Consider the following 16,641-nt stretch of genomic DNA (forward strand, 5'->3'; position numbering starts at 1 on the left):
AAACCGGCTATATAGCCGGTTTAAATTTTATTCATACATACTGCAAAGTTTCACACAACAAAAACTTTCAAAAAAACTTGTCCATTTCAATTATTATAACTTACTTTGTTTTTCAAAGTACTTTATATGAACACTCAAGATTATTTGCAGGATATTAAGGAAATAAAAGATTTGATGAACAAATCGACACAGTTTATTTCTTTAAGTGGTTTGTCTGGCGTTTTGGCCGGAATCTACGCTTTGGTCGGGGCAGGCTATGTTTATTATCTGATTGAAAATCATACAGAAAACTATATTACCCTTGAAAGCAGCACTTTTAAACTTATTCTGCTGACAGCCTTAATAGTCCTTGTCGCCTCTTTACTAACCTCCTATATACTCACAGTAAAAAAAGCAAAAAAGGTGGGTGAAGACGTGTGGAATACTTCTTCAAAAAGACTATTAATCAATTTTTTCATCCCACTTGTTACCGGAGGAATTTTTGCCGTATTGCTACTGCGAAATGGTTATTACGGACTGGTGGCCCCTATTACACTTATTTTTTATGGTTTAGCCTGTGTTAATGCCAGCAAATATACATTAAGAGATGTGCGTTATTTAGGAATTACCGAGGTGATTTTAGGGCTTATGGCCGTTGAATTTCCAGGATATGGCTTATATTTCTGGGTTATCGGATTTGGGATTTGTCATATTATTTACGGATCGGTTATGTACTTTAAATACGACAGAAAATAACCGTGAAAAATATTATTCAAAATATCAACAAAGCTTTTGATCACCGTATCCGATTGGGAATCATGTCGGTATTGATGGTCAACGAATCGGCGGATTTCTCTACGCTTAAAGAACTATTAGGAGTAACTGACGGGAATTTAGCGAGCCATACCAAAGCACTTGAGTCGGAAAATTATATAATTGTTGAAAAGCAATTCATAGGAAAAAAGCCCAATACAAGTTATAGGGCAACTCCCGAAGGTCGAAAGGCATTTCGCGATCACATTGAAGCACTTGAAAAATTGATACAGAAGAGCTAAATATTTTTTTATGCACAAACTTTGAAATTCAAAGTACTTTAAACAACAAAAAAACTTTAATATAAAATCAAAACACAATGGAAAATCAAAACATCAATCAGAACAAAGGATCATTCCTTGGATCATTCCTTCAGTCAACAACCATCAAAATGATAATGGTCGGAGTGCTGACATTGGTTTTACTGATTCCGCTCGCATTTGTAAATGACTTGATCCACGAACGATCAGAAAGAAAAAAAGAAGTAGTTAATGAAGTCAACCAGTTATGGGGAAAAGACGTATTTTTTTATGGACCGACACTAAAAGTTCCCTACAAAAGTTACACTGAAACTGCCGTAGTTGATTCTAAGACGAATCAAACCAGCATTGAAAGAAAAACCAGCGTAGAATATGCTTATTTCTTCCCGGATAATCTCAGCAATATTTCGGATATCAAAAAGAACACTTCATTAAAAAGAGGTATTTACAGCAATGTGGTCTATACGGCCGATATGAAATTTGACGGATACTTCGGCAATCTGAATTTTGAAAAACTGGATTTAACAAACGAGGATTTAGAATGGAACAAGGCTTCATTGGTAGTCAAAACAACTAATCTGAAAAGCATTAAAAGTGATTTGGCTGTTAAACTCAATCAACAGAATTTCAACTTTGAATCAAAAGAGTCCGATGATAATTTTTACGGCATGCTTGAAACAGGAACTTTCGACTATAAAACATTGGCACCAAACGGAAAACTGGATTTCAGTTTTGCGATGAAATACAACGGAAGCAACAGTGTAAAATTCATCCCGATTGGAAAAACGACGCAGATCAGTCTGAATTCGGACTGGGACTCTCCAAGTTTTGAAGGCATGTTTGCAGCAAACGATGCAACCAAATCCATCAGCAAAAAAGGGTTCCATGCCGACTGGAAAATACTGGATGTAAATCGTTCATTTTCGCAACAATACATAACAAAAATCCCGAATCTGAATGAATATTCCTTTGGCGTAAAACTAATTGAAACAGTCGACGAATATCAACAGAACGACCGTGCTTCAAAATATGGATTCCTGGTAATCGGACTTACCTTCTTAGTTTACTTTTTAATTCAGCTGATCAACAAAATAAACATTCATATTTTTCAGTACACCATGTTAGGTCTGGCGCTTATCATGTTTTATACACTACTGATAGCTATAACTGAGCATTCAAGTTTCTCTCTGGCCTATCTGATTGCATCGGTCGCTGTAATCGGGATGATTGTTTTATACTCCATTACCTTTCTGAAAACCAAAAAGTTCCCATTGTTTATCGGAATGGCGCTGAGTGGTATTTATACCTTCATCTATGTGATTATACAATTAGAGAATTATGCGCTGCTTGTTGGAAGCATCGGACTGTTTATCATTTTAGGTCTGGTAATGTACTTCTCGAGAAAAATTGACTGGAACAACTCCAATAATCAATAGCTAGAACTATTTTTATCAAAAAACGATAATAAAAAAGTCCCGATTTAATCGGGACTTTTTTATTTACCATCTACATAATCCTGTAGGTATTTAAATCTTTCGGTTAGCTTACCATTCTCAGTAATTTTTGCACGCTCCAAAATTCCGTCTTTATCATTATTGTAAAACGCGGGGATAACATGCTCCAGGAACATTTCCCCAAAACCTTCGCTGGCATCTTTTGGTAATTCGCACGGCAAATTATCTACAGCCATCACTATAATAGCCCCGGGATGATTAACATCTACTTCCCTGCCTTCGCTTGGATAATATCCGTAAAACGGGTCAGCAATTGTGGAAGAACGCAAAGTGCATTCAATAGGCCCCTCAACATCACAGGAAATATCTGCAACTACTTTAAGTTTGTTGCCAGGCGCGTTTAACATGTCTCTGGTTAAAATAACTGGCGCACCATTACCATAGAAATGCCCGGCAATGTAAATATCTGAAACTTTAGTAAAACGATCAAAATCGGACACATACTCCTGCGGATTTTGATAAAAATCTTCTTTTGATACTATTGTCTCGTCTTTTCTTTTGTTATAATCCAAAACATCGATTTGGGTATACACCGGTTTGTCGTATACTTTAGTCAAATAATCCTCAACAGAAACCTCCTTAATTTTCATGGCATCCAAAATTTCCTTGGCCCCCATTCCAACTTTTCCGAATCCGGTCAAAACAATTTTTATTGGTGGCAACATTGGACGACGTAAGCGTTCAATCAATGCTGCTTTATCTGCAAGAGTTTCCGCTTTAGGAAGATTGAACAATTCGTATTTTATCCCGAATGCTCTGAATCCATTATAAGCGCCAACTATTCCGGCATAACGTCCAAACCCAATCAAACGGTTGTTGGATTCGTTCACTATGGTTTCATGATCAATTAAGCAGATGTTTTTTTCCAGGCAGGCAACAAGTAATTTTTTGTTATACGGCTGTTTTTTAATTGTATGGGAAAAGAAAAAATATTTTTTATTAGGCAGCAATGCATCCACGGGCACTTCCTTAACTCCAAGTAATACGTCACAATCCGAAAGGTCATCGGTTATTTCAAAACCTAATTTTTGATATTCATTATCCGAAAAAATACGGATATCTGAAGATTCCACTTTAATTTCTGCCTCCGGAAACTGTGCTTTTAATTTAACCAATTCAGAAGGTGTAAAAACCACTCGTCTGTCGGGCGGATTTTTTCTTTCTCTAATAATTCCAAATTTCATCATCCTTCAATCTTTCAATAATTTTTAATAAAATATCACAAAACGTGACAATTATTTAATTTTTATAAGTTAGTTTTGTCTGTTTTTATTTATTTTCAACCAAATGTAGCATTTAAAGAATAGTGGCGCAATAATTTTCAATTGAATTTTAAATACTTTAACTTTGCATTATGATTTATTGCTATAATCATAACAATTACCATTGGGGTCGACTGGTTTTGACAGCGGGTGGAATTGGAAAGTAAGCACGTCGAGAACTGGGACAATTCTCGTTAATAAAAGGTTTCAAAATTTTACACGGCGAAAATAATTACGCTTTAGCTGCTTAATCTGAATTATAGTAAGATTTGCCTAGTTCCTACCAGGTAGGAAAGCTAGATTCTCCTCAGAAGCCTTGGTTTATGGCGTCTGGTTTAGGGGAACCGTAAAAGTAAACCTAGGAAAGGTAATGTTCTGAATCCTTTCTGACACTTATAGAGCTAAGCAAAAAGTGGCGGTTTCCGGCCTTGCTTTTTGTCGAAAACCTAATCGGAAACTAAGCGTGTAGAAAGCTCTTCGATTGCTCGTTTGGACGAGAGTTCGATTCTCTCCGACTCCACATTAAAAAACCGTATTAAGCTGATTTTAAGGCTTTTGCGGTTTTGTTTTTTTAAATATTGTACGATTATTGTACGGTCAATTATTTTTATCCCAAAGGATTTATTTTAATGAGAGAAAAAAACTTTGTTCTTTATAGCTTCATTTCGTGCATTTTAACAAGTAAAAATTACCCCACACTTCATTTATAGAATGAAAATTTCATAAATAAACAATTAAATTCAGATTCTATAGCAATCCAAATGTTTATAAAACTCAATAAGTAAAATTTGGATTGTCTATATTTATTATACTAATAATCCAATAAACAAAAACTCCGAAGTGGTGACACTTCGGAGCGTAAGGGAACAAAACTTGCTAAGGACTAATACAATCCTTTATTGTTCGTTCATTATTTTTTGTTTTTCCTTTTGAAACTCTTCTTCTGAAAGTACTCCAGAATCTTTTAACTCTTTAATTTTTTTTAATCTGTCATATTTGCTTTCTGTCGATAAAACTTGTGCTTGATTCTTCAATTTTGGCATAAATTCATCAGGAACGACTATTTCTCCAAATTTAATTGCATTTTCTATATCGACCTCATAATTGACCAATCCTTTTCCTATTTTACCATAATAAACATATCCATTTTTCTTACTCCCTTTCGTCATAACATCTTTTACATTGTAGGTAAGTCCAGCATTATTTCTGCCAAAAGCATTCGCTTGATTTACCATACCATTGTAGCCCGTTGTTGAATTGTATCTAAACATTGATGTTTCATTTATTCTAATAAATTTAAAATCTCCATCGTTCATTGAACCAGTTCCAATTTTTAAAGGTAAACCTTTATAAACTTTAAACCCGGTTGATGTTGTCAAAGTATCATTAATAAGTTTTGATTCATTTTGAGCATTACAAATGCCAGCAATTAACAGCGTAAAAATAAAGAGTGTTTTTTTCATTATGTTTTTCAATATATTTTCGGCAAATTTACTGAAATACAAATAATTACAATTTTTCAAATCTAAATTTAAGACCATTTTAACCTTTAATTTATTTGACTAAAAGAAAAGCTATTTCTTTATCCAACCTTTAAGGCATTTAGAATAATAAGGAAAATTCGATCGGCTTTTTTATCTATTTGTATATTTTTTTACAGACGTGCATTTTGTGCATTTCGTGCATTTGAAAAAAACTGATTAATCAGGTCGACATCATAACCAGCCATTCAAATGATCAGGCGAATAGTTTTTTGCGGTATCAATTTTATTTTGAAGTTTTAAAAAACGCTTTGTCGTTTTCCATTATAATGCGCTTTGAAGTATTTTTTATAAAGTTCATCATAGACCGAATCAGATACAAAATAGCCGTTAAACATTTTAAGCATCTCTCTGCTCTTTTTACTTTCAATTTGCTTACTGTACATCAAACCAATAAATGCGGTACGATGCAAAAAATGACCACCATACAAATGCAGTTTTCTGCATAACTTCCCTGTACTTTGGCAAACAAAAAGCCACACCCTACCTTTACCTAAATTTGACAATTTACTTATCAACCTTACTTTGTATCTTTTAGGCTCTCCGTTATTACAGTAATAAAAAATAATATAGGTTTCGCTTTCTGACTACTTTACTTCTATGCTTATTGTCGAGTGTGTTTGTCCTTTAATGCTCCAGCTTGTAACACCTTTGCGCGTACCGTATGATGTTAAGTAGCAATTGTTGTTTTCAGTTAGACTCTTTAACCGGAATGTAAGACAGTCTCCTATTGTCGTCGGATAATTTCCATAACACCTCATAATAATAACCTAAATTTTAAGGAATAATTGAAGTGAACATTAACGATTTAAAAACAAAAAAAAAACATATTTGGTTTCCTTCTTTAAATTGACATAAAGTATTTCAAATTATCTCTAAATTTTAAATATCTCCCTTCAGAAATATTAAAGTCTTTTGGTGTTTCTAAATCAATTCGCGAAATCCGTTAAAGAAGTAAAAAATAGTTTAATTCCAATTTACTTAAGAATTACAATTTATTCTATTTTCTATTAATCTGTCACATACTTTCCTATCAATTTGATTCCTAGACAAGTATAGTATTCTTAACTTTGACATAACAACTACATACCACAAAAAGATAAAGTTATGCGATTATATGATATCATAATAGCTAAAATTCAAAATGAAGGACCGATTTCCTTTCGGGATTTCATGGACATGTCCCTGTATTACCCGGAATTGGGCTATTACACTTCTGCAGGAGAAAAAACCGGATTTGAAGGCGATTATTACACCTGTCCTAATCTTACTCCTTTATTTGGAGCAATAATTGGCCGTCAGCTTGCGGAAATGTGGGAATTCACAGGAAAGGGATCTTTTACAGTTGTTGAATACGGAGCCGGTACCGGTAAACTTTGTCATGACATTCTGGATTATCTTAAAAATATACCCGAGTTCTACAAAAAACTAAAGTATTGCATCATTGAAAAAAGTCCTGCATTAGTGGAAAAAGAAAAAGCTACTCTCCATGAAAATATAATCTGGTATGATGCTATTCAGGATATTCCTGAAATTACAGGCTGCATACTTTCTAATGAATTAGTGGATAATTTTGCCGTCCACCGTGTTGTAATGGAAAATGAACTCATGGAAATTTTTGTGGATTACCGAAATGGTTTTGTTGAAGTACTGCGACCAGCTTCGGAAGAACTGAAGGATTACCTGAAGGAACTGAATATTGTCCTGCCAAAAGGGTTCAAAACAGAAATAAACCTCCAGGCCACACAATGGATCACGGAAATTGCCAAATCTTTGAAAAAAGGATATGTGCTAACAATTGATTATGGACATACTTCTTCAGAACTATACAAAGATGAGAGGCGCAACGGTACACTTATGTGTTATGCCAAACATACCTTAAACGCAGATCCTTACCAAAACATAGGAAATCAAGACATTACATCACATGTAAATTTTTTCGCTTTATGTCATTGGGGAGCAAAAAACGGATTGACCTGCTGTGGCCTAACTACACAAGCCAATTTTTTACTGGCACTTGGTTTTAAGGAATCCCTCCATAAATTGGCAATACCCGATGAAGATCTCATTGAAACCATTGAAAAAGAAATACTACTTACACGAACTCTTATATTTGATATGGGTATGAAATTTAAGGTCCTAATTCAGGAGAAAGGTAATCTAAAAAAAGAACTTCTCGGATTGCAAGGTTTTTAAAATTATCTGTTGAAACACTAATTAAACGGTCACAGTATTATTCTTGACAACACTCCCAAAACATACTGAAGGCCGCACTACCCTCCTGCCTTTAGGCCAAAATAATTACTCCCTGAACTTTCTTTTTTTCTTAAAGATTTAAAAAAAACACTAATATTGTAACGCTATAAAAAACCAACCCAATCATTAAATTAAAATTTATTAACTAAAACGAAAAAAGGACATGAAGAGAATATTCTTATTATTAGTACTATTCGCCCTAAACATTAATGCGCAAGAAAAATTCGAATTCCCGTTGAACGAAAACGGGCAGATTATTTTTACTGAAGTTGTACCGGCTGAAGGAAAAATAAAACAGGATTTATTCACTAACTCCAAAATGTTTTTTGTGAATACCTATAAAATTACCCAAGATAAATTAAAACAAAACACTGAAGCTGCATCAGTTAGCAGCACTCAGTATTCCATCATGACGGTAAAAATAAATGCAAGCGATGTTAAAGTAAAATTGTTCTACACTATTGACATTTATTCAAAAGACAACAAATACAAGTATGATATAAAAAACATCTTTACTAAAACAGAGGTTTCCGAAACTCCTATAGAGAAAATGTTTGACAAAACGGCTTCCGAAAAAGCGGCTCAAAAACCTAAAACTGCAGAAACACTGAAAGCCTACTACGCAGCTATCAACGATGAAATCGAAAACATCAAAGCGAACATCAAAAAAGAAATGGCTAAATCAAGCGCTAGTAAAAGCGATTGGTAATCATTCAGCACTTAAAATACAAAGCTCCTTCAGGGAGCTTTTTTTATTCCCTAAACTTTATTTCCATCTTGATTTTGATGCATAAACGTTATATTTGTGTTCTCAAAAATTTAAATACTATGCAACATATAATCGATCGTTTCATAGGTTACGTAACCATAGATACGGAAGCCGATCCAAATTCAAACACAACACCGAGTTCCGCTAAACAATGGGATTTGGCCAACAAATTAGTCGAAGAATTAAAAGCCATCGGTTTACAGGATGTAACCATTGACGACAAGTCTTATATTCAGGCAACGTTGCCAAGTAATTTAGATTACGAGGTGCCTACCATTGGTTTTGTGTCGCATTTTGACACGACTCCTGATTTTACAGGGGCTAATGTAAATCCGCAGATTGTTAGAGATTACGATGGTGGTGATATCATCCTGAACAAAGAAAAAAACATAGTGTTGTCTCCGAATTATTTCGAAGACCTGCTATTATATAAAGGACAAACTTTAATCACAACCGACGGAACTACGCTTTTGGGTGCAGATGACAAAGCCGGTGTTACCGAAATCGTAACAGCGATGGAATACCTGATTCAGAATCCGCATATCAAACACGGAACACTGAAAGTTGGTTTCACCCCTGATGAGGAAATTGGCCGTGGTGCCGACTTCTTCGACGTAGAGAAATTCGGATGCGATTGGGCTTATACCATGGATGGAAGCCAGATTGGCGAATTGGAATATGAAAACTTCAATGCAGCTGGCGTAAAACTAAAATTCAAAGGAAAAAGTGTGCACCCGGGGTATGCTAAAGGAAAAATGATCAACTCCATGCTTTTGGCTACGAAATACATCTCCAAATTACCGAAAGATGAAGTGCCGGAAAGAACGAAAGGTTACGAAGGATTTTTCCATGTGGTACATTTAGACGGAAGCATTGAAGAGACCAACGTGCAGTTAATCATTCGTGATCACGACCGCAAGAAATTCAAAAAACGCAAAAAACTGGTTGCAAAAATTGCCGATAAGTTCAATAAAAAATACATGAAGCAATTTGGCACCGACATCGTTGAAATCGAAGTAAAGGACCAATACTACAACATGCGCGAAAAGGTCGAACCAGTTATGCATATTGTGGATTTAGCGGAACAAGCTATGAAAGCTTTAGATATCAAACCGTTAATTAAACCTATTCGTGGTGGTACAGATGGTTCGCGTTTATCTTTCATGGGATTACCTTGCCCTAACATCTTTGCAGGCGGACATAATTTCCACGGAAAATACGAATATGTTCCGGTAGAAAGCATGCAGAAAGCTATTGAAGTAATTATCAAAATTGCAGAATTGACAGCTGAAAAATACAAGAAATAAGTCCTACTGACGTCAGAATAATTTTACCGCAGATTCGAAGATATATCAACCTAAATCTGAGAATCTGCGGTTTATTTTTTTTCAATCTTAAACAAAAAAATCCATGCATACCATAGTAGAAACAACAGATTTATCGAAAGGACAAAAACTTCAGCTATTTGAACTTTGGAATAAGGAGTATCCAAAAAAACTATGCTATGAAACTCTTGTTGATTTTGAAAATTATCTCGGTAAACTTGAAAATAAAACACATTTTTTACTGACGGATGAAAATCTAAAAATCGTAGGCTGGGCACTTCTTTTCGAAAGAGAGAACGAAACTTGGTTTGTCAAAATTATCGATGCTTCTTTTCAGAGAAAAGGGTTCGGACAAAAATTATTGGAACGATTAAAATCCAAAACCAACATACTCAACGGCTGGGTAATTGACCATAACAATGATAAAAAAAGTAATGGTTCCGATTATAAATCACCAATAAATTTTTACATTAGAAATCAATTTAAGATAAACAATACCATTCGTTTGGAACTGGATATCATTTCGGCAGCCAAAATCGAATGGACAAAATAGTTTCATTATGGAAGAAAAGAATCCATGGAGCAATAACGACCAATGGGCAGAAGAACTTGATTTAGTAAAATCCATTATCTCCAAAACCGAATTGGAAGAAATGATTAAATGGGGCGGACCAGTTTATACTGTCAATAAAAAAAACGTAGTGGGTATTGGCGGATTTAAATCCTATGTTGGCATTTGGTTTTTCAACGGCGTTTTCCTGAAAGACGAGAAAAAGATTCTTATCAATGCCAATGAAGGCGTGACCAAAGCGCTCCGTCAATGGCGATTCGCATCGAAACAGGAGATCCTCGATAATGAAAAATATATCCTTCAATATATAAATGAAGCTATCGCAAATGAAAAAGCCGGACTTTCCAAAAAACCGGAAAAGAAAGAAACGATTGTCTCGGAATTATTGGAAGCAGAATTAAAAAACGATACTGCATTAGCAAAAGCTTTCGAAGCCTTTTCACCCTATAAGCAACGTGAATTTCTGGAATACATTGAAACAGCCAAACAGGAGAAAACCAAACTCAGCCGAATCGAAAAAATAAAACCGATGATTCTCAAAGGCATTGGTTTAAATGATAAATACAGATAATATGAAAGTCCCGAATTACAGGGGCTTTTTTTTATTACCATTTTCAAATAAAAACTGTAAGATAAATACTTATATTTGATTAAACCTTCAAAAAACTGATCATGAGTTTCTTAAAAACCACTCCGGAGTTAATCTCATACAAACAGTTACGTTTATTCGTGGGGGCCACTGGCTTTTTTCTACCCATAATTCTTATAATAGGACATATCATTCAACAAAAAGCAATTGTCCGGCAAAACTCTGTCAGTCATTACTATTACACTTGCATGGGAGATGTTTTTGTAGGTTTGCTCTGCGCCGTTGCCATCTTTTTATTTACCTACAAAGGACACGATAAAGAAGAAGGTGAGTTAGTATCTGATAACTTTACAGGAAACTTCGCTGGTATTTTCGCTCTTGGGGTATCCTTTTTCCCGACAGCAGAAAATAATGCAACTCAAGATACCGTCAGTTGGGTTCATTACATCTGCGCGGGTTTGTTTTTTGCATCCCTCGCCTATTTTTCACTGGTTCAGTTTATCAAAACCAAAGGCACACTAACCCGAATGAAAATCCGCAGAAACAAGATCTATAAATTTTGCGGATGGACAATTGTTTTCTGTATCGTAATGCTGCTTCTTTACAATATTCCGACTGTAAAAAACACGGTCGAAAATACCGTTTATTTCATCGCTTTTGAAATTCTTGCTTTATGGGCGTTTGCCTTTTCATGGCTAATTAAGGCAGAAGTATTTTTAGCCGATAAAATTACGTCCCCTGAAGATGTCAGCGAAAACTAAACATATCATTTCAGAAAATAAAAAGTCCCGACATCAATCGGGACTTTTTACTTATGCTTCTTAAAAATTATTTTGCAGCATTAGCTTTCATACTCAATTCCATAGAAATGGCAGAACGCTCCATTTTAATTTTACCAGCCATCGTTTCTACAACCACTGTGTCATCATACAACTCGGCTATTTTACCGTGAATTCCTGACTTAGTAATGATTTTGTCTCCCACTTTTACTGAAGCCTCAAATTCTTTTTCTTTTTTTGCTCTTTGCTGTTGCGGTCTGATCATTAAAAAATAAACAACCACAAACATTAAAAGTATCGGCAAAAACTGCCCTATTTGTCCCATATATCTTAGTATTTATTATTCAGTGTGAGTAAAATTATTTTGGTGAAACCATTGCTGTAATTACAACTTTTTCAGAACCTTCTTTAGTATTTGTTGTTAAAATAACTGATTTGTGCTGCTGACCCGGTTTCCCTTTGGAGTCAAAAGTAACTTTCATATCAGCAGAAGTTCCCGGTTTGATTGGTTCTTTTGGCCATTCCGGAACAGTACATCCGCAACTTCCCTGTGCATTCATTACAATCAAATCAGCTTCACCTTCATTCGATATTTTGAAAACAGTCTCTACTTTTTCACCTTCTTTGATAGTTCCGAAATCGTGCTCCATTTCATTAAATTTTATAACAGGCAATTTTCCGTTAACCGCATTTTCAGCTGTTACTTTTTCAACGTTTGTTTCATCGATTTTTTCCGACACATTTCTGTTTTTACAAGAAGTCGACAACACTAAAGCAGCTACAGCCAACATTCCTAAAGTTCTTTTGATCATAATTTAAAAAAGTTAATTACATTAAACCTCTTCCGGTTTTGATTAATTTATTTTCTTTTTGGTATTCTTTGACTAAATTATCTAAAATTCCGTTGATAAAAATACTACTTTTTGGTGTAGAATATTCTTTCGCTAATTCTAAATATTCGTTAATAGTTACTTTAACAGGGATTGAAGGGAATTTCAAAAATTCACAGATTGCCATTTTTAAAATGATGGTATCGATTTCGGCAATACGGTCTGTATCCCAATTTGGAGTTTTATCCATGAATTCTTTCGCCAGTTCATTATTGTTAAGAACCGTTTTGCGGAAAAGGTTTTTCACAAAATCCTTATCGTCTGAATCTTTATACAATCGAGGTACAAAAAACGAAGTATCATCAGCCGATTTAATTTGCTTCAACTGCTTTTGGATCATTGTATTTACTAACGGGATATCGTCAACCCAGGTTAATTTGTTATCCTCTAAATAATCATACAGCTTTTCGTTCGGCGCGATAATTTCCGAAAAGATATCCACTACAAACTGCTTGTCTTCTTCAAAATCATTAACAGTTGTCTCCATATACTTATTATACAGTTCGCTGTTTTTGATTTCATCTAAAAGCAACAGGATATAATCGTCATTGTTTTTCCAATTCGTTATTTTTCTGTCTTCCAAAGCAATGCTCAATGAATTATTCTCTTCCAACAATTCAAGCACCTGGTTCTTTATAAATTTTGTATTGGGATTACGCTCTTCTTTTGTAGCAAGATGTTTTTTACTGGATTTATCGATAAAATCTTCCTCCGACTTTCTGATTTCCACTAAAGCGGAAAGCATGATAAGATATAAATCCTGAATATTTTCGATACTCTGAAACAGGAATTTCTCTTCCTTATCAAGATTATCGGAATTGTTTTGATGCATGGCATAAATGGACTGCATCACTTTTACACGGATATGTCTTCTGTTTAACATCTGCTGTAAGAACTTTAAAAATTAACGGAGCGAAAGAATATCTTCCGCTCCGCAAAATTATGAAATATTATTGACAGTGAAAATTACTTTCCTGCGTTTTCTTTTTTTCTTGCATCAATACGCTCCTGAGCCATTCTCATAGCTGCCTGGTGTGTAGTGATGTTATTTTCTTTAGCATAGTTGAAGATATCTAAAGTAGTGTTGTAGATATTCTCAGTTCTGCGCATCGCTTCATCTTTACCGTAACCAGCAATTTCACCGTAAACGTTGATGATTCCACCTGCGTTGATTAAGAAGTCCGGAGCATATAAAATGCCTCTTTCCTGTAATCTTGCTCCGTGAACCTGCTCAACAGCCAACTGGTTGTTTGCAGCTCCAGCGATAACTTTCGCTTTGATTTTTTCGATAGTATCGTCGTTGATGGTAGCTCCTAAAGCACATGGTGCATAGATATCCACATCAGCACTGTACAAATCACCACTATTGAAAACTTTAGCACCATATTTAGCACCTACTTCCTGTAGACGAGCTTCGTTGATATCAGCAATCTGAACAATAGCACCTTCTTTAGTGATTAAATCCACCAAAGTTTCACCTACGTGACCAATACCCTGAACCAATACTTTTTTACCTTCTAAATTATCAGAACCGAATTGGTATTTAGCAGAAGCTTTCATTCCCATGTAAACTCCGTAAGCAGTTACTGGAGAAGGGTTACCAGAACCACCTCTTGATTCAGAAATTCCAGTTACATAAGGAGTATAATCTCTGATTAAATCCATATCTGCTGTAGTAGAACCTACGTCTTCAGCAGTGATATATTTTCCGCTTAGTGAATTAACAAACTGACCAAATTTGATAATCAATTCAGGTGTTTTATCCACTTTAGAATCTCCAATAATAACCGCTTTTCCTCCACCCAGGTTTAAACCTGAAATTGCTGACTTATAAGTCATTCCTCGAGACAAACGCAATACATCATTTAATGCTTCCCATTCGTTGGTATATTTCCAGATTCTCGTTCCTCCCAAAGCAGGCCCTAAAACCGTATTATGAACACCAATAATTGCTTTTAAACCAGTATCTTTGTCGTGACAAAATACGATTTGCTCATGATTATCAAATGAAACCTGACCAAAAACAGGGTCGATTTTATGAAGCTCATTAGCGTTTGTTACTTCTGTTATCATGTTGTAAATCTTTTTTAAAGTTGAATTATATTCAAAAACAGAAAGCAAAATTACATCTTTATTCAGAATATTTCAATACAGTTCGCCTATTTTAATTTTTAATTAATATTTATTTTCAAGACTTAAACGTTATTTTTTAAAATTTTTATTTAATTTTTTAAGATAAAAAATGAGATTTTTTTAATAAAGCAAAACCAAAAATGAAAGAACTACAATATTTAAATAAATACTTTATCAAATATAAATACAGCTTCCTACTGGGTGTTTTCATTACGGTTGCTGCCCAATTTTTTACTTTATATACTCCAAAGTTAGTCGGCGACTCGATTAAAACATTAGAACATAGCAAATTATCTTACAATATCACACAGGAAATCTTATTGAAAAACATCTTATTGATTCTGGCCACAACCCTTATTGCCGGTTTCTTGACTTTCCTGATGCGCCAGACATTAATAGTAATGTCGCGTCATATTGAATTCGATTTGAAAAATGAGGTTTTCCAGCAATACGAAAGGCTTACACAACATTTCTACAAACAAAACCGAACAGGAGATTTAATGAACCGCATCAGTGAAGATGTTGGAAAAGTGCGTCAATATGTAGGCCCGGCCGTAATGTATTCCATAAATACAATTATCCGTTTTGCGGTGGTTACTGTTCAGATGTATGTTGTTTCACCGAAGTTAACCCTTTACTCATTATTACCCTTACCTATTTTAGGTTACAGTATCTTCAAAATCAGTTCCGAAATCAATAAACGAAGTACAGCATACCAGCAGAATTTATCGAAACTTTCCACTTTTACACAAGAAATATTTTCAGGCATCAGAGTTATAAAAGCCTATGCCATAGAAAACAACAAACAAAACGATTTTAAAAACCTTTCCGAAGAAAGCAAAACCAAAAACCTTGATTTGGCAAGGGTACAATCCTTATTTGGTCCGCTGATGATTTTACTGATCGGAATAAGTAACCTTGTCGTTATTTATGTAGGCGGAATGATGTACATCAACGGTTCGATTCCGGATATTGGTGTGATTGCCGAATTTATCCTTTACATCAACATGTTGACATGGCCCGTAGCCTCCTTGGGCTGGGTTTCTTCAATGGTTCAGGAAGCCGAAGCGTCACAAAAACGAATCAACGAATTCCTGAAAGTAGTTCCTGAAATCCAGAATACCGTAAATGAAAAATCCGAAATCAAAGGAAATATCACTTTCGAAAACGTTTCATTTACCTACGAAGACACCAATATAGAAGCGCTGAAAAACATTTCATTCACCATAAACAAAGGCGAAACACTGGCTATTTTAGGAAAAACAGGTTCCGGAAAATCAACAATCCTTTCCCTTATCAGCCGATTATATGATGTAAAAGACGGCGCCGTAAAAATTGACGGAACCAACATCAAAAACCTCAACCTGTATGATGTTCGTAATCATATCGGTTTCGTTCCCCAGGACGCATTCCTTTTTTCTGATTCCATAAAAAACAACATCAAATTCGGACAAGAAGAAGCTACCGATGAAGAAGTTATCGCGGCGGCCAAAAAAGCAGTTGTTCATAAAAACATAGTGAAATTCAAAAACCAATACGATACAGTTTTAGGAGAACGCGGAATTACACTTTCGGGCGGGCAAAAACAAAGGGTTTCCATAGCCCGTGCAATGATTAAAGATGCTCCCATCCTACTCTTAGACGACTGTCTTTCGGCGGTTGACACCGAAACAGAAGAAGCAATCCTGAACAATCTAATGGAATTCTGTAAAGACAAAACCACAATCATTGTGAGCCACCGTGTTTCCTCTGCCAAAAATGCCGATCAGATAATTATTCTGGAAGATGGAAAAATAATTCAAGAAGGATCACACTATCAGCTTGTAAATCAGGAAGGTTATTACAAAGAATTGTTTTATAAGCAACTTTCCGAAAAAGAAATGCAATAAAATGTTTGTTATTTTGGTTTTTTTTCAGATTTTTGGTTTCTACTTAACACAATTAATATTTTGACAGAAGG

16 protein-coding genes and 1 other RNA gene are annotated in these 16,641 nt (G+C 35.0%); 11 read left to right on the forward strand and 6 right to left on the reverse strand.

The genetic code is table 11. The annotated features are described in order from the left end of the window. Window positions 1-126 precede the first annotated feature (126 nt). The 3 genes from LZF87_RS13270 (at window position 127) to creD (ending at window position 2,488) form a co-directional block, all read left to right on the forward strand. Entirely contained in the window at window positions 127-735 is a 609-nt protein-coding gene (locus LZF87_RS13270) for a hypothetical protein (protein ID WP_244339680.1), read from the forward strand. 2 nt (window positions 736-737) lie between these two features. After that, on the forward strand, window positions 738-1,034 hold the full coding sequence (locus LZF87_RS13275; protein ID WP_244339682.1) for a winged helix-turn-helix domain-containing protein: 297 nt from the start codon (window positions 738-740) through the stop codon (window positions 1,032-1,034). 77 nt (window positions 1,035-1,111) lie between these two features. Then, window positions 1,112-2,488 (forward strand): cell envelope integrity protein CreD, encoded by a 1,377-nt coding sequence (gene creD, locus LZF87_RS13280; protein WP_244339684.1) that lies wholly within the window; start codon window positions 1,112-1,114, stop codon window positions 2,486-2,488. Between the two features lie 59 nt (window positions 2,489-2,547). Here creD and LZF87_RS13285 read toward each other — a convergent pair whose 3' ends face one another. Further along, on the reverse strand, window positions 2,548-3,750 hold the full coding sequence (locus tag LZF87_RS13285) for an NAD(P)-dependent oxidoreductase (protein ID WP_244343823.1): 1,203 nt from the start codon (window positions 3,748-3,750) through the stop codon (window positions 2,548-2,550). Window positions 3,751-3,954: 204 nt separating this feature from the next. Here LZF87_RS13285 and ssrA point away from each other — a divergent pair. Further along, window positions 3,955-4,351, forward strand: a transfer-messenger RNA (tmRNA) gene (gene ssrA, locus LZF87_RS13290). Between the two features lie 373 nt (window positions 4,352-4,724). Here ssrA and LZF87_RS13295 read toward each other — a convergent pair. Then, window positions 4,725-5,291, reverse strand: a complete 567-nt coding sequence (locus tag LZF87_RS13295; RefSeq protein WP_244339686.1) for an SHOCT domain-containing protein — start codon at window positions 5,289-5,291, stop codon at window positions 4,725-4,727. A gap of 1,185 nt (window positions 5,292-6,476) precedes the next feature. Here LZF87_RS13295 and LZF87_RS13300 point away from each other — a divergent pair. The 6 genes from LZF87_RS13300 (at window position 6,477) to LZF87_RS13325 (ending at window position 11,640) form a co-directional block, all read left to right on the forward strand. Continuing rightward, window positions 6,477-7,565 (forward strand): class I SAM-dependent methyltransferase, encoded by a 1,089-nt coding sequence (locus LZF87_RS13300; RefSeq protein ID WP_244339688.1) that lies wholly within the window; start codon window positions 6,477-6,479, stop codon window positions 7,563-7,565. A gap of 223 nt (window positions 7,566-7,788) precedes the next feature. Then, the gene (locus LZF87_RS13305) at window positions 7,789-8,334 is read left to right on the forward strand and encodes a DUF4468 domain-containing protein (RefSeq protein WP_244339690.1); all 546 of its coding nucleotides are present in this window, start codon (window positions 7,789-7,791) and stop codon (window positions 8,332-8,334) included. A 119-nt stretch (window positions 8,335-8,453) separates the two neighbouring features. Continuing rightward, window positions 8,454-9,701 (forward strand): peptidase T, encoded by a 1,248-nt coding sequence (gene pepT, locus LZF87_RS13310; RefSeq protein WP_244339692.1) that lies wholly within the window; start codon window positions 8,454-8,456, stop codon window positions 9,699-9,701. A 103-nt stretch (window positions 9,702-9,804) separates the two neighbouring features. Continuing rightward, entirely contained in the window at window positions 9,805-10,272 is a 468-nt protein-coding gene (locus tag LZF87_RS13315) for a GNAT family N-acetyltransferase (RefSeq protein ID WP_244339694.1), read from the forward strand. Between the two features lie 7 nt (window positions 10,273-10,279). Further along, window positions 10,280-10,861 (forward strand): YdeI/OmpD-associated family protein, encoded by a 582-nt coding sequence (locus LZF87_RS13320; RefSeq protein ID WP_244339696.1) that lies wholly within the window; start codon window positions 10,280-10,282, stop codon window positions 10,859-10,861. 101 nt (window positions 10,862-10,962) lie between these two features. Further along, on the forward strand, window positions 10,963-11,640 hold the full coding sequence (locus tag LZF87_RS13325) for a hypothetical protein (protein WP_244339698.1): 678 nt from the start codon (window positions 10,963-10,965) through the stop codon (window positions 11,638-11,640). Window positions 11,641-11,707: 67 nt separating this feature from the next. Here LZF87_RS13325 and yajC read toward each other — a convergent pair whose 3' ends face one another. From yajC to LZF87_RS13345, 4 genes are all read right to left on the reverse strand, one after another. Beyond that, the gene (gene yajC, locus LZF87_RS13330; RefSeq protein WP_244339700.1) at window positions 11,708-11,983 is read right to left on the reverse strand and encodes a preprotein translocase subunit YajC; all 276 of its coding nucleotides are present in this window, start codon (window positions 11,981-11,983) and stop codon (window positions 11,708-11,710) included. 34 nt (window positions 11,984-12,017) lie between these two features. After that, entirely contained in the window at window positions 12,018-12,470 is a 453-nt protein-coding gene (locus LZF87_RS13335; protein ID WP_244339702.1) for a DUF1573 domain-containing protein, read from the reverse strand. A 16-nt stretch (window positions 12,471-12,486) separates the two neighbouring features. Continuing rightward, window positions 12,487-13,431, reverse strand: coding sequence for a transcription antitermination factor NusB (gene nusB, locus LZF87_RS13340; RefSeq protein WP_244339704.1), 945 nt, complete (start codon window positions 13,429-13,431; stop codon window positions 12,487-12,489). Window positions 13,432-13,514: 83 nt separating this feature from the next. Beyond that, on the reverse strand, window positions 13,515-14,621 hold the full coding sequence (locus LZF87_RS13345; protein ID WP_244339706.1) for a Glu/Leu/Phe/Val dehydrogenase dimerization domain-containing protein: 1,107 nt from the start codon (window positions 14,619-14,621) through the stop codon (window positions 13,515-13,517). Window positions 14,622-14,821: 200 nt separating this feature from the next. Here LZF87_RS13345 and LZF87_RS13350 point away from each other — a divergent pair, with 200 nt between their 5' ends. Then, window positions 14,822-16,570, forward strand: coding sequence for an ABC transporter ATP-binding protein (locus LZF87_RS13350; RefSeq protein WP_244339707.1), 1,749 nt, complete (start codon window positions 14,822-14,824; stop codon window positions 16,568-16,570). The last annotated feature ends 71 nt before the right edge of the window (window positions 16,571-16,641 follow it).

Source organism: Flavobacterium enshiense, from assembly GCF_022836875.1.
Lineage (GTDB): Bacteria > Bacteroidota > Bacteroidia > Flavobacteriales > Flavobacteriaceae > Flavobacterium > Flavobacterium enshiense_A.

Coding starts and splice junctions, on each gene's coding strand:
- nusB (WP_244339704.1), bottom strand. CDS start 13,431: ATGTTAAACAGAAGACATATCCGTGTAAAAGTGATGCAGTCCATTTAT.
- LZF87_RS13345 (WP_244339706.1), bottom strand. CDS start 14,621: ATGATAACAGAAGTAACAAACGCTAATGAGCTTCATAAAATCGACCCT.
- LZF87_RS13335 (WP_244339702.1), bottom strand. CDS start 12,470: ATGATCAAAAGAACTTTAGGAATGTTGGCTGTAGCTGCTTTAGTGTTG.
- creD (WP_244339684.1), top strand. CDS start 1,112: ATGGAAAATCAAAACATCAATCAGAACAAAGGATCATTCCTTGGATCA.
- LZF87_RS13320 (WP_244339696.1), top strand. CDS start 10,280: ATGGAAGAAAAGAATCCATGGAGCAATAACGACCAATGGGCAGAAGAA.
- LZF87_RS13305 (WP_244339690.1), top strand. CDS start 7,789: ATGAAGAGAATATTCTTATTATTAGTACTATTCGCCCTAAACATTAAT.
- LZF87_RS13315 (WP_244339694.1), top strand. CDS start 9,805: ATGCATACCATAGTAGAAACAACAGATTTATCGAAAGGACAAAAACTT.
- LZF87_RS13300 (WP_244339688.1), top strand. CDS start 6,477: ATGCGATTATATGATATCATAATAGCTAAAATTCAAAATGAAGGACCG.
- yajC (WP_244339700.1), bottom strand. CDS start 11,983: ATGGGACAAATAGGGCAGTTTTTGCCGATACTTTTAATGTTTGTGGTT.
- LZF87_RS13350 (WP_244339707.1), top strand. CDS start 14,822: ATGAAAGAACTACAATATTTAAATAAATACTTTATCAAATATAAATAC.
- LZF87_RS13270 (WP_244339680.1), top strand. CDS start 127: ATGAACACTCAAGATTATTTGCAGGATATTAAGGAAATAAAAGATTTG.
- LZF87_RS13325 (WP_244339698.1), top strand. CDS start 10,963: ATGAGTTTCTTAAAAACCACTCCGGAGTTAATCTCATACAAACAGTTA.
- LZF87_RS13285 (WP_244343823.1), bottom strand. CDS start 3,750: ATGAAATTTGGAATTATTAGAGAAAGAAAAAATCCGCCCGACAGACGA.
- LZF87_RS13295 (WP_244339686.1), bottom strand. CDS start 5,291: ATGAAAAAAACACTCTTTATTTTTACGCTGTTAATTGCTGGCATTTGT.
- pepT (WP_244339692.1), top strand. CDS start 8,454: ATGCAACATATAATCGATCGTTTCATAGGTTACGTAACCATAGATACG.